This window comes from Streptomyces sp. SP17BM10 (assembly GCF_036322405.1).
Lineage (GTDB): Bacteria > Actinomycetota > Actinomycetes > Streptomycetales > Streptomycetaceae > Kitasatospora.
This window is the reverse complement of record NZ_JAQYXB010000637.1, coordinates 73091-94217: the sequence shown is the minus strand read 5'-3', so window position 1 is coordinate 94217 and position 21127 is coordinate 73091. Positions and strand designations below refer to the sequence as shown.

19 protein-coding genes and 1 pseudogene are annotated in these 21127 nt (G+C 74.2%); 13 read left to right on the top strand and 7 right to left on the bottom strand.

What is annotated here, in order from left to right:
* From PUR71_RS27540 to PUR71_RS27530, 3 genes and pseudogenes are all read right to left on the bottom strand, one after another.
* Positions 1 to 645, bottom strand: a complete 645-nt coding sequence (locus tag PUR71_RS27540; protein ID WP_329929826.1) for a phosphatase PAP2 family protein — start codon at positions 643 to 645, stop codon at positions 1 to 3.
* 125 nt (positions 646 to 770) lie between these two features.
* Positions 771 to 1010, bottom strand: a pseudogene (locus PUR71_RS27535) (aldo/keto reductase); the annotation flags it as partial.
* A gap of 102 nt (positions 1011 to 1112) precedes the next feature.
* Positions 1113 to 2018 carry a LysR family transcriptional regulator gene (locus tag PUR71_RS27530; protein ID WP_329929825.1) on the bottom strand — a complete coding sequence of 302 codons (906 nt, stop codon included), beginning with the start codon at positions 2016 to 2018 and terminating at the stop codon, positions 1113 to 1115.
* 461 nt (positions 2019 to 2479) lie between these two features.
* Here PUR71_RS27530 and PUR71_RS27525 point away from each other — a divergent pair, with 461 nt between their 5' ends.
* From PUR71_RS27525 to PUR71_RS27490, 8 genes are all read left to right on the top strand, one after another.
* Positions 2480 to 3157 carry a DUF4142 domain-containing protein gene (locus PUR71_RS27525; RefSeq protein ID WP_329929824.1) on the top strand — a complete coding sequence of 226 codons (678 nt, stop codon included), beginning with the start codon at positions 2480 to 2482 and terminating at the stop codon, positions 3155 to 3157.
* Between the two features lie 81 nt (positions 3158 to 3238).
* The gene (locus PUR71_RS27520) at positions 3239 to 4681 is read left to right on the top strand and encodes a DUF1996 domain-containing protein (RefSeq protein ID WP_329929823.1); all 1443 of its coding nucleotides are present in this window, start codon (positions 3239 to 3241) and stop codon (positions 4679 to 4681) included.
* Positions 4678 to 5667 carry a hypothetical protein gene (locus PUR71_RS27515; protein ID WP_329929822.1) on the top strand — a complete coding sequence of 330 codons (990 nt, stop codon included), beginning with the start codon at positions 4678 to 4680 and terminating at the stop codon, positions 5665 to 5667. Before PUR71_RS27520 ends, PUR71_RS27515 begins: the two co-directional genes overlap by 4 nt.
* Positions 5664 to 7097: an NADH-ubiquinone oxidoreductase-F iron-sulfur binding region domain-containing protein gene (locus PUR71_RS27510; protein ID WP_329929821.1), complete on the top strand. Its 1434-nt coding sequence runs from the start codon at positions 5664 to 5666 to the stop codon at positions 7095 to 7097. The genes PUR71_RS27515 and PUR71_RS27510 overlap by 4 nt, the downstream gene beginning before the upstream one ends.
* Before the next feature lie 102 nt (positions 7098 to 7199).
* Positions 7200 to 8255, top strand: a complete 1056-nt coding sequence (locus PUR71_RS27505; RefSeq protein WP_329929820.1) for an SCO0930 family lipoprotein — start codon at positions 7200 to 7202, stop codon at positions 8253 to 8255.
* 44 nt (positions 8256 to 8299) lie between these two features.
* Positions 8300 to 8734: a hypothetical protein gene (locus PUR71_RS27500; RefSeq protein WP_329929819.1), complete on the top strand. Its 435-nt coding sequence runs from the start codon at positions 8300 to 8302 to the stop codon at positions 8732 to 8734.
* Positions 8735 to 9273: 539 nt separating this feature from the next.
* The gene (locus PUR71_RS27495; RefSeq protein ID WP_329929818.1) at positions 9274 to 10095 is read left to right on the top strand and encodes an RNA polymerase sigma factor; all 822 of its coding nucleotides are present in this window, start codon (positions 9274 to 9276) and stop codon (positions 10093 to 10095) included.
* A gap of 185 nt (positions 10096 to 10280) precedes the next feature.
* On the top strand, positions 10281 to 10895 hold the full coding sequence (locus PUR71_RS27490; protein ID WP_329929817.1) for a hypothetical protein: 615 nt from the start codon (positions 10281 to 10283) through the stop codon (positions 10893 to 10895).
* Between the two features lie 412 nt (positions 10896 to 11307).
* Here the strand turns inward: PUR71_RS27490 and PUR71_RS27485 are convergent, their stop codons facing one another.
* From PUR71_RS27485 to PUR71_RS27470, 4 genes are all read right to left on the bottom strand, one after another.
* Complete coding sequence (locus PUR71_RS27485; protein WP_329929816.1) at positions 11308 to 12204, bottom strand: MBL fold metallo-hydrolase; 897 nt, start codon at positions 12202 to 12204, stop codon at positions 11308 to 11310.
* Positions 12201 to 13448, bottom strand: a complete 1248-nt coding sequence (locus PUR71_RS27480) for an MFS transporter (RefSeq protein WP_329929815.1) — start codon at positions 13446 to 13448, stop codon at positions 12201 to 12203. The genes PUR71_RS27485 and PUR71_RS27480 overlap by 4 nt, the downstream gene beginning before the upstream one ends.
* A 76-nt stretch (positions 13449 to 13524) precedes the next feature.
* Positions 13525 to 14100 (bottom strand): TetR/AcrR family transcriptional regulator, encoded by a 576-nt coding sequence (locus PUR71_RS27475; protein WP_329929814.1) that lies wholly within the window; start codon positions 14098 to 14100, stop codon positions 13525 to 13527.
* A 208-nt stretch (positions 14101 to 14308) separates the two neighbouring features.
* A complete protein-coding gene (locus tag PUR71_RS27470) occupies positions 14309 to 15058 on the bottom strand; it encodes a FadR/GntR family transcriptional regulator (RefSeq protein WP_329929813.1) in 750 nt (249 codons plus the stop codon).
* A gap of 213 nt (positions 15059 to 15271) precedes the next feature.
* Here PUR71_RS27470 and PUR71_RS27465 point away from each other — a divergent pair, with 213 nt between their 5' ends.
* The 5 genes from PUR71_RS27465 to PUR71_RS27445 are packed head-to-tail and all read left to right on the top strand — an operon-like array spanning position 15272 to position 21116.
* Positions 15272 to 16837: an amino acid permease gene (locus tag PUR71_RS27465; RefSeq protein ID WP_443077591.1), complete on the top strand. Its 1566-nt coding sequence runs from the start codon at positions 15272 to 15274 to the stop codon at positions 16835 to 16837.
* Positions 16838 to 16877: 40 nt separating this feature from the next.
* Positions 16878 to 18236 carry a glutamine synthetase family protein gene (locus PUR71_RS27460; protein ID WP_329929812.1) on the top strand — a complete coding sequence of 453 codons (1359 nt, stop codon included), beginning with the start codon at positions 16878 to 16880 and terminating at the stop codon, positions 18234 to 18236.
* A complete protein-coding gene (locus tag PUR71_RS27455; RefSeq protein WP_329929811.1) occupies positions 18233 to 18973 on the top strand; it encodes a gamma-glutamyl-gamma-aminobutyrate hydrolase family protein in 741 nt (246 codons plus the stop codon). Before PUR71_RS27460 ends, PUR71_RS27455 begins: the two co-directional genes overlap by 4 nt.
* Positions 18970 to 20343, top strand: coding sequence for an aldehyde dehydrogenase family protein (locus PUR71_RS27450; RefSeq protein ID WP_329929810.1), 1374 nt, complete (start codon positions 18970 to 18972; stop codon positions 20341 to 20343). The genes PUR71_RS27455 and PUR71_RS27450 overlap by 4 nt, the downstream gene beginning before the upstream one ends.
* Entirely contained in the window at positions 20340 to 21116 is a 777-nt protein-coding gene (locus PUR71_RS27445) for a 3-oxoacyl-ACP reductase (RefSeq protein WP_232543295.1), read from the top strand. Before PUR71_RS27450 ends, PUR71_RS27445 begins: the two co-directional genes overlap by 4 nt.
* Positions 21117 to 21127: the final 11 nt, after the last annotated feature.

Sequence of the window (21127 nt, the reverse complement as noted above, 5' to 3'; positions counted from 1 at the left end):
TCAGGGACGGCCCGGGCGGGGCCGGTCGACCAGCCACGCGGTCGCCGGCACCACCGCCAGCGCGGTGCACCAGCCGCCGAGGACGTCGGTCGGGTAGTGCGCGCCCAGGGCGACCTGCGCCCAGCCCATGACGGCGCCTGCGGCCAGGGCCGCGGCGAACACCAGCGGGGTGCCGGGGCCGGGGCCGTCCCGGCCCCGGCGGCGGGTCGCGACCGTCGCCACCGCCAGGGCGAGCGCGGTCAGGAAGGCGGTGTGCCCGCTCGGGTAGGACAGGTTGTCGCCGTGGATGGTGCGCCCCGCCAGGTGCTTGAGCAGCGTCGCCACTCCGACGGCCAGGCCGACGCCGACGACGACGAACACCGCCGCGCGGGGGCGCCGGAGCAGCAGGCAGCCTGCCACGACCGGCACGACCAGGGCCGCGGCCCCCACCGGCTCGCCCAGGGAGTCCAGGGCCAGCGCGACGGACCGCCACGGCGGCTCCACGCCGTACACCACCCCCGCGAGGCGTGCGTCCACCCCGCGGGCGTCGCCCTGGCCGGCGTAACGGACCCCGAGCACGGCGACCACCAGCGCGGCGAGGGCCGCCACGACGGCGAGCACGGCGGCGGAGCTCCGGCGCCCCGGCAGGAGGTTCGGTTCAGACATCGCCGGACTTCCCCGTGAGGCCATGCGCTCACCCTAGCGAGCCCGCGACGTCCGCCGGGCGACTCCGGGCGAAGCGGCCCCCGGTCGCCACGGACCGGAGGCCGCTCACGGGTGCACCGGCCGGCTCACACGGCGTGCGTCACGGCCTCGAACTCCTCGTCCGTCAGCCGTACTTCCGCGGCGGCGACGTTCTCCTCCACGTGCGCGACCGACGACGTCCCCGGGATCGGCAGGACGACGCGCGAGCGCCGCAGCAGCCAGGCGAGGGCCAGTTGGGACGGCGTCGCGCCGTGGTCCTTGGCGATCACGGCCAGCGGGCCGCCCGGGTCGGCGAGGGCACCGGTGGCGATCGGGTACCAGGGGATGCTGCCGGTGCACCGGCTCGGCTTCGGGGCGATGCGGCGGGCCCACCCCACCCAGGGCCTCCGCTACCTGGACCGGGATCCGCCGCGCGGGTAGGCGCGGGCTCACGCCTCCACGGCCGGCCGGGCGGCGGCGTTGCGGAGGACCAGGAGCAGCAGTTGCTCGTACGCCGTGAGCGGCCGGGCCAGGGTCGAACAGGCCGTCACGGTCCGGTGGCCGGGCGCCGGGTGGATCCGCAGCTCGGCCAACACGCCGCGCCGGAGCTCCAGGTGGACGGACCGGCGCGCCACCAGGCCGATCCCCAGGCCGATCCGGACGGCCTCCTTGACGCTCTCGGTGCCCCACAGGTCGAGCGTCCGGGCGCCGGACAGCTCCCACGCGTGCAGGAGGTCGGTCAGCTGACGGCGGGTGTGTGATCCGGTCTCGCGCAGCAGGAACGTTTCGTCCGTCAGATCGGCGGGGGTGACCTCCCGGCCGGCCAGTGGGTGACCGGCCGGGCAGGCGAGCAGCATGTCGTCGTCGGCGAGGCGTTCCGACCGGTAGCGCCCGGGAGGCAGCGGGCCGCCGCTCAGCGCGACACCGATCCGGCCCTCCTCCAGTGCGGCCGCCAGCCGGTCGGCGCCGTCCACGAGGAGGCTGCACCGGACCTCGGGCGCCCGTTGCCGCAGGTCGAGCAGGACGGACGGCAGGAAGTGCGCGGCGATCGTGCTCGTGCCGCCGATCACCAGCGGGTCGTCCAGAGGGAGCGCCGCGGCCCGGACGGCCGCGACGGCCTGGTCGGCGAGCGCGAGCACCTCCTTGGACTGCGCGAGCAGGACCTCGCCGGCCAGGGTCGGGCGGATCTTCGGGCCGGAGCGGTCCACCAGCTGGGTGCGCAGGGCTATTTCCAGGTTCTGCACCTGTTTCGAGACGGACGACTGGCTCAGGAACAGGACCTGGCTCGCCGCCGAGAAGCCGCCGCATTCGATGACCTTGGCGAATATCGCCAGTTGATTGAGGTTCAGTCGCACGTGGCCTCGCTCGCGTCCGGACGGAGAAGGGGGACACCAGGGCCGGTGCGGTGCCCTGGGGTGCCGACCGGTAGGGCAATCTACCGCCTCCCGGGCTCCGCGCCACAGTGGCCTTCCGTGCGGGTTTCGCACGTGCTGACGGATTGTCGAACAAGCGTCGGGAATGGACCTCCGCCGAGGCGTCCGGGCGCACGTCGAGCAAAGGATTCGCAAAGTCGCGGGACGCAACGCGGAGTTCGGCCTCTTTCCACGGTGACCGGCCCGCCAGTGGCCGGCGGTTCCCGGGAGGTTCCCCGGTGCGGTCGCCACCGAACCGTCCGCCCGGTGACGGCGAACGGAATCCCGGCACGATGAGGAAGCCGATGTCATCTTCGAGGAAGAAACGCGAACCCGGAACGGCGGTTTACGGAATTCCGGGCGGGACCAGACTTCCGCGGTGGTTCGCCACCCTGCTCGTGATCGTGGCCGTGCTGTTCACGGGCACGGCCCTGGCGATTCCCGTCGTGCGCTCGGCCGGCTCGTACCGCACCGCCGCGCGGGCGGCCCCGTCCCCGGTGGCGACCCTGCAGACGGCGTCCGGGCCGCTGACACCGCTCGACCGGGACTTCGTCAAACGGGTCCGGCTGGCCGGGCTGTGGGAGATCCCCGCAGGCCGGATGGCCGTCGCCAAGGGCGGCACCCCCGAGGTCAGGACGGCGGGGCAGCACCTGATCGACGGGCACACGGACCTCGACCGGGACGTGGTGGACACCGCCAGGACCCTCGGCCTGGGCCTGCCCGACGAGCCCTCCGACCAGCAGAAGGGGTGGCTGAAACAGCTGGACGACGCCCAGGGGCCCGATTTCGACCGGCTGTTCGCGAACATCGTGCGCAACGCCCATGGTCAGGTCTTCGCCGTGGTCGCCCAGGTGCGCGCCGGAACCCAGAATTCCACCGTCCGCGATCTCGCGACCACCGCGAATTCCACCGTGCTCGACCACATGACGGTGCTGGAGAACACCGGACTGGTGAAATTCGGCGACCTTTCCGGACCGCCGGCCGGTTCCTCCGCTCCCAGCAGCCAGAACCCGAGCCAGAGCCAGAGCCCGAGCCAGAGCCCGGGCCAAGGCGTGGGCTCCGGTCCGGCGACCCAGCGCTAGAAACCCTGCCCGGAAACCCGCGGCAGCAGAAGGCTTTCCACGGCCTGCCAGGCAGGCCCGATCCCGTTCCGAAGGTGCGACATGAGGATTCACAAACGCGGCAGGGCCAGGCGGAAGGCGTTCGCCCTCCTGCTGGCCGGGATACTGGCGGTCACCGGAGCCTCGGCGCTCGCGGCGGCCGCGTTCGCCGGGCAGCGGCCGTCCCGCTCCCAGGCGGCCGATTCCCGGCAGGCCGGCGCCCGGCCGGGCACGGTCGCCTGCGCGGACGTCGGCACGGCCCTGAACTCGGTGCCGGAGAGCGCGCAGCAGGACGTCGACCAGGACCTCGCGGACCTCGACGTCCAGGTGGCGGACGCGTACCGCAGCCTCTCGGAGCCGGGCTCCGGAGGCGGTGAGCAGCAGGTCATGGGGGAGCTGGCCGGGAAGCGCACGGCGACCCTGCGCAAGCTCGTGGCGAGCGCGGGACCGGACTCCGGCCTGCCGCAGGACGTCTCCGCACTGGCGACCTGTGCGATCCGGCGGGACCTGGTGACCGACGCCTCCGCCGAGGACTACGCCCCCGACGGCGGCAGCGACGCGGCCGGCCAGAACGGTGGAACCGGGCAGAGCGGCGCCGCCGCGCCCAAGAACCTGGCGAGCGGCGGACGGAACGGCCTGGGACGCGGGTTCGTCGACATCAGGACCGTCACCCCGAACACCGCCCGGCCCACCCGCACCGGGCCCGCCGACGGCACGTTCACCTCGCGGTGCGGGCTCAACGAGAACCGCCACCTCAACCCCGACAACGTGATCGTGGCGCCCGGGGTCAGCAACGGCGCCCACCACATGCACGACTACGTCGGAAACCTCGTCACCGACGCGTTCTCCACCAACGGCAGGCTCGCCAACGCCGGCACCACTTGCTCCGACGGCGACCAGTCGGCCTACTACTGGCCGGTGCTGCGAGTCCTGGACGGCCGGGCGGAGAAGGACGCGAGGGCGCCGGGCGGTGGGAAGGACCGCAACGTCGGGAGCATCCTCCAGCCGGCCGAGGTCGGGATCACCTACGACTCCCCGGCCGGGAACAGGGTCCAGCCGATGACCCGCTTCCTGCGGATCATCACCGGCGACGCCAAGGCGCTCACCAACGGCCCGGCCAACGCCCACGCCTCGTGGAGCTGCACCGGCTTCGAGGACCGCCAGCTCGCCGACAAGTACCCGCTCTGCCCCTCCGGCAGCCGGGTCGTGCGGACCCTGAAGTTCCCCGACTGCTGGGACGGCAGGAACACCGACAGCGCCAACCACCGCACCCACACCGCCTTCTCGCGGGCGGACGGCAGCTGCCCGCGCAACTTCCGGGCGATCCCCCGGCTGACCGAGCGCATCGCCTACGACGTGCCGGCCGGTGAGCGCTTCGCCGTCGACACCTTCCCCGAGCAGCTCCACAACCCGATCACCGACCACGGGGACTTCATCAACGTCATGTCCCGGGACCTGCTGGACCAGATGGCGACCTGCATCAACGAGGGGCGTCGCTGCGGATGACCCACACCAGCCCGGAGGGCTCAGCGATGTGGACGGAGGACGGCCGCCTGGCCTGGCACTCGGCCGCCGGACCGGCGCCGGCGGGCCGCACCCGCCGGGCGGGTCACGCGGGCCGGGCGGGTCACGGGGGCCGCGCCGACCGCACGGGCCGCGCCGACCGGACGCGCCAGGCGCGCCGCGCCGCCGTCGGGGAGCGGACGCCGGACGGATCCGCCGCGGACCGGCCCGAGCCCGGTGGCCCCCTCACGCACCGGGCGTGGCGGCTGCTCCCGCTGTGCGCGGTGGCGCTCGGCCTGACGGCGGTGACGGTGAACGGCGCGCTGCAGGCGTTCCTCGGCGTGGCCGCCGGGGTCCTCACCCTGGTGTCCTTCACCTCCGCCGTCCTGTGGGGGCTCACGGCGACCGACCGGCTGCTGCTGTACCCGGTCCACCGGCTGGCCGCCCAGACGATCCACCGGGCGATGGGCATCGCCGGCGTGGTCTTCCTCGTCCTGCACGTGTGGATGAACCTGATCCAGGACCGGATCGGCGCGCTCGCCGCCTTCGTCCCGTTCGCCGATCCGCGCCGGCCGCTGGTCCTGGGCCTGGGGGTCCTGGCGGGCTACCTGCTGCTGGCCGTCGCCCTCGCCGGGGCCGCCCGCGGGCTGCTGGCCAGGACGGGTCCGGCGCGCCGGTGGCGGATCGTCCACATGTGCGCCTACCCGGCGTGGGGCGCGGCACTGGTCCACGGCCTGCACGCGGGCCGACTGCCCGCCTCGTGGGTCTCCGTCCTCTACGGGGTCGCGGTGGTGGGCGTGGTCATCGCGCTCGGGCTGCGGCTGGCCTTCCGGGACGGCGGCAGCAAGCGCAGGCCCGGCGCCCCCGTCCGTCCGCTCGGTCCCCTCCGTCCGGGCGGGCCAGGCCGCGCCGAACCGCTGGTCGGCGAACGGCGGCGCACCGGCGGCACCGGCGGCGCCGGCGTCGGACGGCGGTGGCGGGACGGATGAGCGGCGCACCGATCGCCTGGCTCGGCCGGCCGGTCCTGTTCGCCGGCCTGGAGCGGGACGAGCGCCTGGACCACCGCGCCCACCTGGTCGTCCACGGCGGGATGCCCGCGCTGCCCGCCGACGAACTGGCCGACCTCGCCGAGAACGTCGACCTGCGCGGGCGGGGCGGAGCCGGCTTCCCGTTCGCCCGCAAGCTCCGGGCCGTCGTCAAGGCCGCCGCCCGACGCCGCACCCGACCGGTCGTGGTCGTCAACGGCACGGAAGGAGAACCGAGTTGCCTGAAGGACGCCGCGCTCCTGTTGCGCACGCCCCACCTCGTCCTGGACGGCGCCCTGCTGGCGGCCGAGGCCCTGGACGCCGAGCAGGTGACGGTCGGCGTCACCCGCGCCGACACCGAGCAGTCGCTGCGCCGGGCGCTCGCCGAGCGGCGGACCACCCGGCTGCCGGTCTCCGTCACCCGGCTCCCCGAGCGGTTCGTCTCGGGCGAGGGGAGCGCGCTGGCCCGCGGCATCACCAGCGGGATCGCCCTCCCGCGCGGCGGCGGCGTCCGGACCAGCGACAGCGGGGTCAGGGGAGTGCCGACCCTGCTGTCCAACGCCGAGACCTACGCGCAGCTCGCCGTCGCGGCCCGCCTCGGGGCGCTGCCGTACCGCGAGGTCGGTACCCCCTCGGAGCCCGGGACGGTCCTGCTGACCCTCGCCGGCTCCCGGGTGGTGGAGACGCCCACCGGCGTCCCGCTCGGCGAGCTGCTCGCGATGTTCGGCCTGGACGTCGGCCAGGGCGTCCTGACCGGCGGTTACCACGGCACGTGGCTGACCCCGGGGGCCGCCGCCGCGGCCGAGGTGTCGCGCGAGTCCCTCCGGAGCCTCGGCGGGGCACTGGGGGCCGGCGCGATCCTGCCGCTGCCGCACACCACCTGCCCGCTGGGCGAGGCGCTCCGGGTCGCCCGCTGGATGGCCGACGAGACGGCCGGCCAGTGCGGGCCGTGCTACCTCGGGCTGCCCGCCCTGGTCAGGGCGCTGGAGGAGGTGGTGCGGGGCGGCCGGGCCGCCCTGGACGCCGTCGAGGGCCGGATGCGGGCGGTCACCGGCCGGGGGGCGTGCAGCCACCCCGACGCCGCCTCCCGGTTCGTGGCCTCGGCCCTGGAGGTCTTCGACCAGGACCTCGAACTGCACACCCACCGCTACGGCTGCGGCCGTCCCGTTCAAGGCGTCCTCCCGATGCCGGCCGTGGAGAGCGCCGGGAGCATCGTCGTGGACTGGACGCTCTGCGAGGCCCACGGGCTGTGCACGAGCGTCCTGCCCGAGGTCATCAGCCTCGAGGCGGACGGATTCCCCTCCGCCGGTGTGATGCCCGTCCCGCCGCAGCTGCTCCAGCAGGCGGCCCGCGCGGTCGACCGGTGCCCCGCGCTGGCGCTGCGCATCCAGTGAGCCGCCGGGCCCGAGGCCCGCGTGCCCCTCCGGACTCCTTCGCTCCGGGTTCGCATTCCCCCAAACCCCCCAGGCTCCACCGATGGAAAGGCAAGGAAGACCTTGACGACGACAACGAAGCGGTACGGCCTGGTGGCGCTCTGCCTCCTCCTGGCCGGCCTCGTGCTCATGGCGGCCTTCGGGAACGGCAGTGGCAACGCCTACCCGTCCGCCGGGCCGACCGACGCCGGGCAGCTGGCCGGGGCGACGGCGCCCGCCCCGGCCGGCGGTTACGGCTCCTACGGCGACTACGGGTCGTCGGCCTCCGCCGCGCCCTCGTCGGCCGGCAGCGGCTCGCCCGGCGGGCAGCTGGCCGTCCGGGTGGACGACAAGCTCGGGTCCGTCCTGACGGACGGCCAGGGCTTCACGCTCTACCGGTTCGACAAGGACTCGGCGCACCCGCCGATGTCGAACTGCTCCGGCGGGTGCGCCACCACCTGGCCGCCCGTCATCAAGGACGGCACCACCACGGCGGGCACCGGCATCGACTCGGCCAAGCTGGGCGAGATCGTCCGGGCCGACGGCACGCACCAGTTGACGGTCGGCGGCTGGCCCGCCTACCGCTACGCGCAGGACACCGCGCCCGGTGACACCAAGGGCGAGGGCGTGGGCGGCACCTGGCACGCCCTGGCGCCGGACGGGTCGAAGGCCACCGGCGCGGGCGCTCAGGCCACCCCGTCGGCGACGGCCACGGCCCCGGCGACGCCCCCCGCCACCACCGCGCCGATGCCGCAGCCGTCCCAGCAGCCCCCGGCCGGGCTGCAGCTCTCGATCTTCACCCACCCCCAACTCGGCCCGATCATGGTGGACGCCAACGGCCGTACCCTGTACCACTTCGGCAAGGACACCGCCTGGCCCATGCGCTCCAACTGCGAGGGTGACTGCCTCAAGACGTGGATGCCCGCGGCGCCCGTGGACCCCGGCAAGATCAAGGGCGTCGACCCGAAGCTCGTCGGCAAGATGCAGCGCCCGGACGGCACCTGGCAGCTGAGCATCAACTGCACGCCCGCGTACGTCTACTCGGGCGACAAGGGCTACGGCGACGCCCTCGGTAACGGTCTGGCCGGGGGCCTGTGGACGGCCATCAACCCGCAGGGCAAGCCGGCGACGGGCAAGTGAGGATCCCGGGCGTCGCCCTCGGACCGGCCGGGAACAGCCGGCGCGTGCGCACCGTGCTCCAGTGGGCCGCGCTGGTCCTCCTGCTCGCGCTCGGCTCCGTCGAACTCCTGTGGGGCAACGGCGGGTTGGCCGGAGCCACGCAGGCGGCGCCGACGACGCCGGGCCCCGGCGCCGGCTCCGTGGAGGCACTGGCCCGGCGGATCGGCTGCACGGCGGAGATCACCACCGACGCGGCGGACCTCCGCCAGGGCCTGTGCACCTCCGGCGACGAGGAGATCTGGATCGCCACCTTCCCGACGCCGCGCGCCAAGGACGCCTGGATCGACGAGGCCAAGGCGTACGGGGGTTCGTACCTGGTGGGCGACGCGTGGGTGGTCGTGCTGTCCGACACCACCGCGGACCTCCTGCACGGGCTGCTCGGCGGCACGGTCGTCGGCGGCGCCGACCACACCGGGCACGCACACACGGGAGGTGGATGACCGGCGACAACCGTGAACAGCAGGGCGAGGGTTCTCACCGGCGTCGGGCCGGTGGGGGCCCTCGCCCCCTTTGTTCACCCGGTGGACACGTATGCCGAGTCGAATGCGGCACACGACAACTGGCACAGTGTCATGACTACGTCGGTGCACGGGCGTTCAGTCATGCGAATGCCGTATGACCTTTTCTGTTATCCGTGGTCGCCGCGCTTGACGAGACCTCGCCACGGTGCCGGGGAGCGGCGTCGCGCCCCATCGGGGCGGGTCCGGCGCCACCGGCGGCACGTTTGTCGCCCCGCACACGGATCTCCCCCATTCGGATCCGGAATCACCGGGCGCGCGGACGTTTGCGGACGGTTGCCCGGAAACCCGTGGGACTGGTGTGCTGTGGCCCTTCCCGCCACACCGTCCCGACGGCCCCGGAACCGGGCCGCCGTCGCGTCCTCCGTCCGGGCGATCCCCCGCGCGGGCCCCTGCCGCCGCCACACCGGCCGGGCCCGCGGACTCCCCGCCGGACGGGGGCCACAGCCGAGGAGGACCAGGTGACCCTGCTGACCAGCACCCGCGAACCGGGACTGAGCGACCTGACCGACGCCGAACTCGCGGAGGCGCTCACCGCGCCGGCCCCGGCCGGCGGCGCGCGCATCAGGGAGGTCATGGCCGAGGTATTCACCCGCCACCACGGCGCCGTGCTCGCCTACGCCCGCCGCTTCTGCCGCGACCAGCAGACGGCCCAGGACCTCGCCGCCGAGGCCTACGCCAGCACCTACCAGTCCGTGGCCCGCGGCCGCGGGCCGCGCCACGCGTGGCGCCCCTACCTCCAGGCCTGCGTCCGCCGCACCGCCATGGAGTGGAGCGCCCAGACCAGGGACCGCATCGTGCTGGCGGCCGACTTCCACACCTGGGCGGAGTGCCTGGCCGACGAGGCCGGGACCGACGACGCGCTGCTCGCGGCCGAGGAGACGGCCCTGATAGCCGGCGCCTACCGAGCCCTGCCGGAGCGCTGGCAGGTGCTGCTGTGGTTCTTCGTCGTGGAGGGCGAGTCGGCCGCCACCGTCGCCCAGCGGATGAGCATGACCCCGAGCGGCGTGCGTTCCCTCGCGGCCCGCGCCCGCGCGGGACTGCGCGAGGCCTACCTGAGCGCGCACGAGGGCGGGGGAACGGGGAAGGAGTGCCGGTACTTCACGTCGGTGCTGACCGGCGACGCCCGCCGGCCCGGCCGCCGCCGCGGCCGCGAACTGGCCCGCCACCTGCGGGAGTGCCCCGGCTGCGGCCGCGTCGCCGAGCAGTTCCGCCGCGCCAACTCCAGCCTCGGCACGTCGACCCTGGTCCCGCTCCGCGCCGTGCCGGTCCCGCCGCGCTGAGCCCGGGCCGGGCCGGGCCGGGCCCCTCGGAGCCCGCCCGGGTGTGGGCGGGCCACCGGGCGGCCGGGAGGCGGCTACGGTCGCCGGACCACCTCGGTGCGGCCTGGGCCGGTCGGCGTCGGGTAGCCGGCCAGGACGCCGACGGTCGGGCCGCTCCCCTCGACTGGCTGGCGGCTCCTGCTCAGGTGCACCAGAACAGGAACGGGGTGCACTTCGGCGTGGCCGTCGGGGTGGTCGGGTGCTGGGTGGGGGAGGGCTGCGGGGCGGTGCCGGTGCTCGGCGTGGTCGGGGACGGCTTCGCGGGCGGCTCCGCCGGGGGCGGGGGCGCGGCGGCCGACGCGGGCGGGCCGGACGGTGACGCCGGGGCCGAGGAGGTGCTGCCGGACGGCTTCGGCCGGGTGCTGGCGGCGGACGGCTGCGGGCGGACCGTGGCCGTGGTGGTGGCCGGAGCCGGTGCGGCCGGGGCGCTGGTGATGGCCGTGGCCTTCTGCGAGGGCGTCTCGGTGCCGGCGGAGGCCGGGGTGACCGCGCCGTCCGAATTGCCGCTGGCCAGCAGGACGGTGGCCAGTCCGCAGACGACCACCCCGGCCGCCGACGCCGCCAGGATCGTGCCCCGGGCCCGGCCGCCCCGCCGCCGGGCCGCCCGTCTCGCCGCCTGGCGCGGCGGCGCGGCCGAGGGGACCCCGGCCGGCCGGGCGGCCGCGTGGCCCGCGCCCTCCCCGGTCGGGGCCTCGGCGGCCCGCCCGCAGCCGGGGCAGGAGAGCGCGCCGTTGAGGTGGCGCTGGCAGGGCGTGCAGTAACTCATGGGATCTTTTCCGTAGGTGCTGCGGCATGGCCGGGATCCCGGCGGTGACTCCCACGCCGCCCGCAGGCCTTGGCCGGATTTGGAAGCGAGCGTACGCAGACCGGACGCCTGTGCGACACCCGGCCGACGCGAGGCTTCTGCGCGGGTCGGGTGTCGTTCGTGTGAGGGCGTGTCCGTCCGAACGCGCCGCGTCGCGGCGACCCCGACCAGTGCGCTGCACTCCCGGCGCGGCGGGAGCAAGCGGGAGCAAGGGGAGCGATGACGGCGGCCGTCGGCGCGGTCACCGGATCTGGTGGACGACGTCCCCGGAGCCGCCGAAGGGCAACATCGTCGGTGTCGGCGAGCACTCCCACGGCGTGATCCCGGACCGGGTCGAGGTCCCTGAGCCCGAGGGGATCCGGCGCGCTTCACACCGCCGTCGGCGCCAACCCTCCTGCCGGTTCGGCGTGGAGGCGGTAGCGGCCGTTCTCGCGCTGGACGGTGCCCGCCGTGGGGTGCGGGAAGTGGGTGCCCAGGAGCAGGGTGTCGGTGTCGGCGAGGGATTCGAGCATGTCGGCGCGGGTGCGGATGGCCTGTGCGGGGTCGATGTCGACGCAGCTGTGCACGTGGGGGTGCGAGAGCTGGACGGGGTGGTGGATGCTGTCGCCGGTGATCAGGGCGCGGCGGTCGGTGCCGCGCAGTTCCACGGCCACCTGGCCGGGGGTGTGGCCGGGGGCGGGGACCAGGTGGACGCCGGGGGCGACTTCGAGGCCCGCCTCGGGGACGTCCACGGGGTGGTGGAGCCCGGCGTCCCGGACGGGGTGGACGGAGTCGCGGAACATCTGGGCGCGGGCCTCGTCCAGCTCGGTGGCGGCCCAGTGGTCCCATTCGGTGCGGCTGGTGAGGTAGCGGGCGTTGGGGAAGGTGGGGACCCAGTCCTCCCCGTCGAGGCGGGTGTTCCAGCCGACGTGGTCGGTGTGCAGGTGCGTGGTGATCACGAGGTCGACGCTCCCGGGCGGGAAGCCGGCGGCCGTCAGGCGGTCCAGGAAGTCGGTGTCGAGGCCGTTCCAGGCCGGGTTGGCACGGGTCTTGCCGTTGCCGATGCCGGTGTCCACGACGATCCGCAGCCCGCCGACCTCCACCGCGAAGGAGTGGCTGGCCAGGCGGGGGACGCCGGCGTCGGCGAAGTCGGGGTGCAGCCACGGCACGTCGTCCAGCACCTCCGCGGTGGCGGCGGGCAGCAGCCATGGGCCGGTCTCGCGGGGCAGTTCGATCTCGTCGACGCGGCGGACGGTGAGGTCGCCGAGGTTCCAGCCGGTGCTCATCGGTGGGTCCTTTCGAGGGGGTGCGGGGCAGGGCGGCCCTGCCGCAGGGCGTGGGTGAGGCCGGTGACGGCCAGGAGGACGACGGTCGCGGCGTAGACCGCGACGGCGGTCGGCAGGCCGTAGAGGTTGGTGAGCAGTCCGGCGAGGACGGCCGGGATGCTCATCGCGAGGTAGCTGAGGACGTAGTAGGCGGCGAGGGTGCCGGCGCGTTCGTCGGGGGCGGCCGGGGGGAGCAAGAGGCGCAGGGCTCCCTGGGTGACGGCGCCGAAGCCCGCGCCGGCCAGCGCGGTACCGGCGAACAGGGCGGCCAGGCTGTGCAGTTGGGGGCCGCTCAGGGTGAGCAGGGCGCCGGGGATCAGGAGCGCGGTGCCCGCGAGGCCGGCGGTGCGGGCTGGCAGCGCCCGGGCCCCCTGGGCGGCGAGGCCGGCGGCGGCCGTCATGGTGAAGAAGACCAGGCCGCCGGTGGCGCGGGTGGCGTGCGGGGCGATGAGCCGGGCGAGGGGCGGGCCGAGGGAGGAGTAGAAGCCGCCCAGGGCCCAGGCGGCGACGATGCCGGGCGCGGCGTGGGCGAAGGCGGGTCGGGAGGCGGGGGCGACGGCGATCGTGGGGCGCAGGGAGTGCCGGGCGCCGGGGTGGGGCCGGGCGGTCTCGGGCGTGAGCAGGACGAGGGTGGCCTGCGCGGTGAACAGCGCGAGCAGCAGGAGGTAGACCGTCCGCGTCGGGGCGGGGGCGTACTGCACGAGGGCGGTGGCGGCCAGGACGCCGACGGCCATGCCGGCCACGGGGGTGATGCCGTTGGCGGCGGTGGCCCGGCCCGGGCGGCCGGGGTCCTCGAAGTCGAGCAGGGCGGCTCCGGCGGCGCCGGTGGCCACGCCGGTGGCCAGGCCCTGCAGGATCCGGGCGGCGATCAGTGCCGGGACGCCCTGCGCGGTGGCGAAGACGGCCATGGCGATGGCTTCGGCGGCGAGGGCCCCGGCGAGGACCGGGCGGCGGCCGAGGTGGTCCGAGAGCGTTCCCGCGGTGAGGAGCGCGACCAGCAGGGCGAGCGCATAGGTGCTGAAGACGACGGTGAGCGTCATGGCCGAGAAGTGCCAGGCGGCCTGGTAGAGCGCGTAGACCGGGGTCGGCGCGCTGGAGGCGGCCAGCAGGCCGACCAGGACCGACGCGTGGAGCGGGAAGGCGCCGCGGCGGATCAGCACGGGAAGGCGGTGGGGACGGGACGGTAAGGCGGTGACGCCGGACATGGGAGCACCTCTGAGCCTTAAGGCGAATGCTTTGCGTTAAGCACTCTAGGCCCGAGCCAGCCATAAACGCAAACGCTTAGCCTTTGCGGAGGGTGGCCGGTGCAAGTGCCACCGCCACCAGCTGCTCCGTGTAGGCGGTCGACAGGTCCGAGGGGCGGAACAGGATCCGGTACATCAGGGGGGCGACGACGACGTCCAGCAGGCTCTCCACGTCGGGCACGGCCTCCCCGCGTCCGGCCGCGCGCACGCCGATGGCCTTCAGCTGCTCGGCGGCGTAGTCGGAGCAGCGCGCGGCGTTCCCGTGCTCGGGGTCGCCCAGCAGCGCGTCCCGGATGTACGCGAGGCCCGCCGTCGAGGACATCTCCTCCGCGAACTGGGCCGCCCACGCCTCCAGGTCGGCGCGCAGGCCCCCGTGGTCGTCCGGCGGCCCGTCGGGGCGCAGCCGTTCCACGGCCACGTCCGACAGGAGTTCCCGCAGGTCGCCCCAGCGCCGGTAGACGGTGGACGGGGTGACGCCGGCGCGGGCGGCGATCAGGGGCACGGTGAGTCCGTCCCGGCCCAGTTCCGCTTCGAGGTCGCGGACGGCCTGGTGGACGGACTGCTGGACGCGGGCGCTGCGCCCGCCGGGGCGGGTGGTCGGTCGGGCACTCATGGGTCAAGACTAACGCGAAGAAGTTGCGTCTGGTTGGACGGGCGGCCGAAGAGCAGAGGGACGGGGGAGCGGCCATGGTGTCCGTGGGCCCCGCGCTGTGGAGGTGGCGGCTCGGCGCTGGATCTGCGTGCGAGGCGCTGTGGCAGCGGGAGTCGCCCGGCCCGACTCCCCCGGGGGCGGGGCCTCGGGCCGGGAATGCCCGAGGGCCTCAGGCCAGGAAGCCGCGCAGCAGCGCCGCCGTCGCGGCGAGGTGCTCCTCGGTGGCGCGGCGGGCGGCGTCGCCGTCGCCGTCGAGGATCGCCCGCACCATCGCCCGGTGCTGCTCGGCGGCGTGCTCGATGTTGCGGTCCAGCATGGGGATCGCGTTGAGCAGGTCGTTGAGCCGCATCCGGGCCTCGGCGATGGCCGCGGCGAGGGTGGGGGAGCCGGTGAGCTCGCCGATGGCGAGGTGGAAGCGCGAGTCCAGCCGGCGGTAGTGCTCGGCCGGGCCCCCCTCCAACTCGGTCAGCCGGCCCTCCAGGTGGGCCCGTTGTTCGGGGGCGAGGGGGCGCCGGGCGGCGGCCTCGGCGGCGCCGACCTCCAGCACCTGCCGGTAGGTCAGCGCGTCCTCCAGGGCGCCGCCGAGGTCGCGGGCGGCGCGGCGCAGGTCGTCGACGTCCGGTTCGGGCATCCGGTAGGTGACGAAGGTGCCGCCGTAGCGGCCGCGGCGGGACTCGACGCAGTCGGCCTGCTGGAGCGTGCGCAGCGCCTCGCGCAGGGTCTCGCGGCTGACGCCGAGCCGGGCGGCGAGGTCGCGTTCGGCGGGCAACCGGTCGCCGGGGCCGAAGACGCCGAGCTTGATCGCCTGGAGCAGGCGTTCGACGGTCTCCTCGAAGGCGTTGCCGGTCCGCACCGGGCGGAAGATCGCCCCGGCCCGCCAGTCGAGCCGCGCCTGCTCACGTGCCTGGTCCGCGTCCACGGCGGAATCGTACCTACGAACGTGTTTCCCGCACTCGTTCCACCACCGCTCTTGACGCGCCCCGGGCCCAGCCGGAACGATGCTGCTCACCCACCCAATGGACTGATTCCAGACCATTGAAGAGCCGTCCGACCGTCGAACCCGCCGGGGCGGGCGCGCCACGCCGTCGTGGCCGCGCGAACCCCGGCACACCCTCAACCCCCAGGGGTGCCCATGACCGACGCACGCTCACCCGACCGATCCGGCCCCGCCGTGATCCCGGTGGACTCCTCCCCCGTCTCCGCCGACGAACAACGCCTCCGCGAGCTGGGCTACACCCAGGAGCTGGCCCGCTCGATGTCGGGCTTCTCCAACTTCGCCGTCTCCTTCTCCATCGTCTCGATCCTCTCCGGCTGCCTCACCCTGTACGGGACGGGGATGAAGACCGGCGGCCCCGCCCTGATCGTCTGGGGCTGGCCGGTGGTCGGCCTGTTGACGCTGTGCGTCGGCCTCGCGATGGCCGAGATCTGCTCCAGCTACCCGACGGCCGGCGGGCTCTACTACTGGTCCGCCAAGCTGACCCGCACCGGCGGCCCGGCCTGGAGCTGGTTCACCGGCTGGTTCAACTTCCTCGGCCAGGTCGCGGTGACCGCCAGCGTCGACTACGGCGCCGCCTTCTTCACCAACGCGTTCCTCACCCTCCGCTTCGGCGTCGCGGCCACCCCCGCGCACACGATGGAGATCTTCGCCGTCATCCTGGTGGTGCACGGCCTGCTCAACACCTTCGGGGTGCGCCTGGTCGCCGTCCTCAACAGCGTGTCCGTGTGGTGGCACCTGATCGGCGTCGCGATCATCGTCGGCGCGCTCGCGTTCCTCCCCGACCGGCACGCCTCCGTCTCCTTCGTGCTCACCGAGTTCGTCAACCAGACCGGGTTCCACAACCAGTTCTACGTCGCGATGCTCGGCCTGCTGATGGCCCAGTACACCCTCACCGGCTACGACGCCTCCGCGCACATGACCGAGGAGACGCAGGACGCCGCCCGCTCCGGCCCGCGCGGCATCGTCAACGCCATCACCGTCTCCCTTGTGGCCGGCTGGATCCTGTTGCTCGGCATCACCTTCGCGATCCGCGACTACGACGGCGCGCTCAACAGCGACACCCAGGTCCCGCCCGCGCAGATCTTCATCGACGCGATCGGCGACGGCGGCGCGCAGCTCCTGCTGCTCATCGTCATCGGCGCCCAGTTCTTCTGCGGCATGGCCTCCGTCACCGCCAACTCCCGCATGATCTACGCCTTCTCCCGCGACGGCGCGCTGCCCGGCTCCCGCCTGTGGCACCGCATCTCCCCGCGCACCCAGACCCCGACCAACGCCGTCTGGCTGGCCACCGGCGGAGCCCTCCTGCTCGGACTGCCCGCGCTCTGGAACAACACCGCCTACACCGCCGTCACCTCGATCTCCGTCATCGGCCTGTACATCTCCTACGTCATCCCGGTGTACCTGCGGCTGCGCCAGGGCGAGGACTTCCCGCGGGGACCCTGGCACCTGGGCCGCTGGAGCCGGCCGATAGGCGTGATCGCCGTCGCCTGGACGGCGGTGATCACCGTCCTGTTCATGCTGCCCACCGCCAGCCCGATCACCGCCGACAGCTTCAACTACACCCCCGTCGCCGTGCTCGTCGTCGTCGGCTTCGCCGGCGTGTGGTGGCTGTCCTCCGCCCGCACCTGGTTCACCGGGCCCCACATCGGCCCCGCGCCGACCGCGCCCGACGCCCCGGCCCCCGAAGCGGAGATCCGATGACCGGCCCGCGGCCCACCCCGGACACCGAACTGGAGACCCGATGACCACCCCCCGGCTCACCCTCGACGAGCTGCGCACCCGCGTCGCCGACGGGTCCGTCGACACCGTCGTGCTCGCCATGACCGACATGCAGGGGCGCCTCCAGGGCAAACGCGTCGCCGCCGAGTACTTCCTCGACGACGTCGTCCCCGGCGCCGCGGAGGGCTGCGGCTACCTCCTGGCCGTCGACGTCGACATGAACACCGTCGACGGGTACGAGATCTCCTCCTGGGAGAACGGCTACGGCGACCTGACGCTGCGCCCCGACCTCGCCACCCTGCGGTCCGTCCCCTGGCACCCGGCCACCGTCATGGTCCAGTGCGACGTCGTCCACCACGACGGCACGCCGGTCGCCGTCTCCCCGCGCCAGGTCCTCCAGCGCCAGCTGGACCGCCTGGCCGGCTACGGCTGGCAGGCCCAGGCCGCCACCGAGCTGGAGTTCATCGTCTTCCGGGACAGCTACGAACAGGCCTGGGACAAGGACTACACCCGCCTCACCCCGGCCAACCAGTACAACGTCGACTACTCCATCCTCGGCACCGGCCGCATCGAGCCCCTCCTGCGCCGCCTGCGCAACGGCATGGCCGGCGCCGGCCTCACCGTCGAGTCCGCCAAGGGCGAGTGCAACCTCGGCCAGCACGAGATCGCCTTCAAGTACGCGGACGCCCTCACCACCTGCGACAACCACGCCGTCTACAAGACCGGCGCCAAGGAGATCGCCGCCCAGGAGGGCTGCAGCCTCACGTTCATGGCGAAGTACGACGAACGCGAGGGCAACTCCTGCCACATCCACCTCAGCCTGCGCGACGAGCAGGGCGCCCCGGTGTTCGCCGGCGACCGCCCGCACGGCTTCTCCCGCACCATGGAGCACTTCCTGGCCGGCCAGCTCGCCTGCCTCGCCGACTTCGCCCTGCTGTTCGCGCCCACCGTCAACTCCTACAAGCGCTACGTCCCCGGCAGCTTCGCGCCCACCGCCATCGCCTGGGGCCGGGACAACCGCACCTGCGCGCTCCGCGTCGTCGGCCACGGGCAGTCGCTGCGCTTCGAGAACCGCGTCCCCGGCGGCGACGTCAACCCCTACCTCGCGGTCGCCGCCCTGATCGCCGCCGGACTGCACGGCGTCGAGCGACAGCTCGAGCTCCAGCCGGAGTTCACCGGCAACGCCTACGCCTCCGACGCGCCCCGGGTGCCCGCCACCCTGCGCGACGCCGTCGACGCCTTCGAGCGCAGCGCCGTCGCCACCGAGGCCTTCGGCAAGGACGTCGTCCGGCACTACGCCCACGCCGGACGCACCGAACTCGCCTCCTACGAGCGGGCGGTGACCGACTGGGAGCGGCGGCGCGGATTCGAGCGGCTGTGACCCACGACGATCCCCGGCGCCCGCTCATCGGCATCAGCAGCTACCAGGACGACGCCTCCTGGTCCGTCTGGAACCAGCGCGCCTCCCTCGTGCCCCAGACGTACGTCGACGCCGTCGTCCGCGCGGGCGGCACCCCGGTGCTGCTGCCGCCCCAGCCCGGCGGCGCCGGCCACCTGCTCGACGCCCTCGACGGACTCGTCCTCGCCGGCGGACCGGACGTCGACCCGGCCCGCTACGCCGCGGCCCCCCACCCGCGCACCGGCCCGCCCCACCACGCCCGCGACGACTGGGAGGCCCGGCTCCTCGGCGCCGCCCTCGCCCGGGACCTCCCGGTGCTCGGCGTCTGCCGCGGCATGCAACTGCTCAACGTCGAACTCGGCGGCACCCTCGTCCAGCACCTGCCCGACGACAGCCACCAGCTCGTCCCCGCCCGCTTCGTCCGCCACCGGGTCGGCCTGGCCGACGGCAGCCGGCTCGCCGAAGTCCTCGGGCCCGCCACCGAGGTCTCCTGCTACCACCACCAGGCCGTCGACCGGCTCGGCACCGGCCTTCAGGCCACCGCGCACAGTGCCGATGGGACGGTCGAGGGGCTCGAACTGACCGGCCACCGCTTCGCGCTGGGCGTCCAGTGGCACCCCGAGACCGACCCCGACGACCCGCGCCTGTTCCAGGCCCTGATCACCGCCAGCCAGACCGCCGGGCGCACCGGCGCCACGCACAGGGAGACCACCCCATGACCGAACCGGACCTCTACGAGGTCGTCAATCCCGCCACCGAGGAGGTGATCACCACCGTCGAACTCGCCGGCCTCGCCGAGACCGACGCCGCCGTCGCCCGCGCCCGCGCCGCCTTCGACACCTGGCGCCGGGTCGCCCCCGCCGACCGCGCCCGGCTGCTGCGCGCCTTCGCCGCCGCCGTCGACGCCGACCGCGAGCACCTCGCCGCCCTGGAGGTCGCCAACGCCGGCCACACCATCGGCAACGCCCGCTGGGAGGCGGGCAACGCACGGGACGTCATCGAGTACTACGCCGCCGCCCCCGAACGCCTGTTCGGCCGCCAGATCCCCGTCGCCGGCGGCATCGACGTCACCTTCCAGGAGCCGATCGGCGTCGTCGGGGTCATCGTGCCCTGGAACTTCCCCATGCCGATCGCCGCCTGGGCCCTGGCCCCGGCGCTCGCCGCCGGCAACACCGTCATCGTCAAACCGGCCGAGCTCACCCCGCTCACCGCGCTGCGCCTCGGCGAACTCGCCCTGGAAGCCGGGATCCCCGAGGGCGTGCTGCAGATCCTGCCCGGCCGCGGACCGGTCGTCGGACAGCGCTTCGTCACCCACCCCGACGTGCGCAAGGTCGTGTTCACCGGCTCCACGCGGGTCGGCAAGGAGATCATGGCGGGCTGCGCCGCCCAGGTGAAGCCCGTCACCCTCGAACTCGGCGGCAAGAGCGCCAACATCGTCTTCGCCGACGCCGACCTCGCCAAGGCCGCCGCGACCGCGCCCTACGCCGTCTTCGACAACGCCGGCCAGGACTGCTGCGCCCGCTCCCGGATCCTCGTCGAGGCCTCCGTGTTCGACGACTTCCTGGCGCTCCTGGAGCCGGCCGTGCACGGCGTTCGGGTCGGCGACCCGACCGACGAGAAGACCGAGATGGGCCCGCTGATCTCCGCCGCCCACCGCGAGCGGGTCGCCTCGTACGTCCCCGACGCCTCGGCCGTCGCCTTCCGCGGGAGCGTCCCCGACGGGCCCGGCTTCTGGTACCCGCCGACCGTCCTCGCGCCCGTGCGGCACGACGACCGCGCCTTCACCGAGGAGATCTTCGGCCCTGTCGTCGCCGTCGTGCCGTTCCGCGACGAGGCGGACGCCCTGCGCATCGCCAACGCCACCGAGTACGGCCTGTCCGGCTCCATCTGGACCAGGGACGTCGGCCGCGCCCTGCGGGTCTCGCGCGGCGTCGAGGCCGGCAACCTCTCCGTCAACTCGCACTCCTCGGTGCGCTACACCGCGCCCTTCGGCGGCTTCAAGCAGTCCGGCCTCGGCCGCGAACTCGGCCCGGACGCCCTCGACGCCTTCACCCAGACCAAGAACGTCTTCATCTCCACGGAGGAATGATCAGCATGACCCAGCGACTCGACGGCCGCGTGGCCGTCATCACCGGCGCCGGCAGCGGCATCGGCCTGGCGACCGCCCGCCGCTTCGCCGCCGAGGGCGCCAAGGTGGTCTGCGTCGACCTCGACCCCGAGACCGGCGCCAAGGCCGCGAACGAGGTCGGCGGCCTGTTCATCCAGGCCGACGTCACCGACGAGGCCGCGGTGCGCGACCTGTTCCAGCGGGCCGTCGACGAGTACGGCCGCCTCGACATCACCTTCAACAACGCCGGCATCTCCCCGCCGGACGACGACTCCATCCTCACCACCGGCCTGGAGGCCTGGAAGCGCGTCCAGGAGGTCAACCTCACCAGCGTCTACCTGTGCTGCAAGTACGCGATCCCGCACATGCAGCGCCAGGGCAAGGGCTCGATCATCAACACGGCGTCGTTCGTCGCCGTGATGGGCGCGGCCACCTCGCAGATCTCCTACAGCGCCTCCAAGGGCGGCGTGCTCGCCATGTCCCGCGAGCTGGGCGTGCAGTTCGCCCGCGAGGGCATCCGCGTCAACGCCCTGTGCCCCGGCCCGGTGAACACCCCGCTGCTCCAGGAGCTCTTCGCCAAGGACCCGGAGCGCGCCGCCCGCCGCCTGGTCCACATCCCGCTGGGCCGTTTCGCCGAGCCCGAGGAGATCGCCGCCGCGGTGGCCTTCCTCGCCTCCGACGACTCCTCCTTCATGACCGCCAACACCTTCCTCGTCGACGGCGGCATCTCCGGCGCGTACGTGACGCCGCAGTAGTCGCCGGACAA

Excerpts from the sequence above, each read along its gene's own strand:
- PUR71_RS27520 (WP_329929823.1), top strand. The coding sequence starts at position 3,239 with ATGAGGATTCACAAACGCGGCAGGGCCAGGCGGAAGGCGTTCGCCCTC.
- PUR71_RS27460 (WP_329929812.1), top strand. The coding sequence starts at position 16,878 with ATGACCACCCCCCGGCTCACCCTCGACGAGCTGCGCACCCGCGTCGCC.
- PUR71_RS27510 (WP_329929821.1), top strand. The coding sequence starts at position 5,664 with ATGAGCGGCGCACCGATCGCCTGGCTCGGCCGGCCGGTCCTGTTCGCC.
- PUR71_RS27515 (WP_329929822.1), top strand. The coding sequence starts at position 4,678 with ATGACCCACACCAGCCCGGAGGGCTCAGCGATGTGGACGGAGGACGGC.
- PUR71_RS27465 (WP_443077591.1), top strand. The coding sequence starts at position 15,272 with ATGACCGACGCACGCTCACCCGACCGATCCGGCCCCGCCGTGATCCCG.
- PUR71_RS27540 (WP_329929826.1), bottom strand. The coding sequence starts at position 645 with ATGTCTGAACCGAACCTCCTGCCGGGGCGCCGGAGCTCCGCCGCCGTG.
- PUR71_RS27480 (WP_329929815.1), bottom strand. The coding sequence starts at position 13,448 with ATGTCCGGCGTCACCGCCTTACCGTCCCGTCCCCACCGCCTTCCCGTG.
- PUR71_RS27445 (WP_232543295.1), top strand. The coding sequence starts at position 20,340 with ATGATCAGCATGACCCAGCGACTCGACGGCCGCGTGGCCGTCATCACC.
- PUR71_RS27475 (WP_329929814.1), bottom strand. The coding sequence starts at position 14,100 with ATGAGTGCCCGACCGACCACCCGCCCCGGCGGGCGCAGCGCCCGCGTC.
- PUR71_RS27450 (WP_329929810.1), top strand. The coding sequence starts at position 18,970 with ATGACCGAACCGGACCTCTACGAGGTCGTCAATCCCGCCACCGAGGAG.
- PUR71_RS27485 (WP_329929816.1), bottom strand. The coding sequence starts at position 12,204 with ATGAGCACCGGCTGGAACCTCGGCGACCTCACCGTCCGCCGCGTCGAC.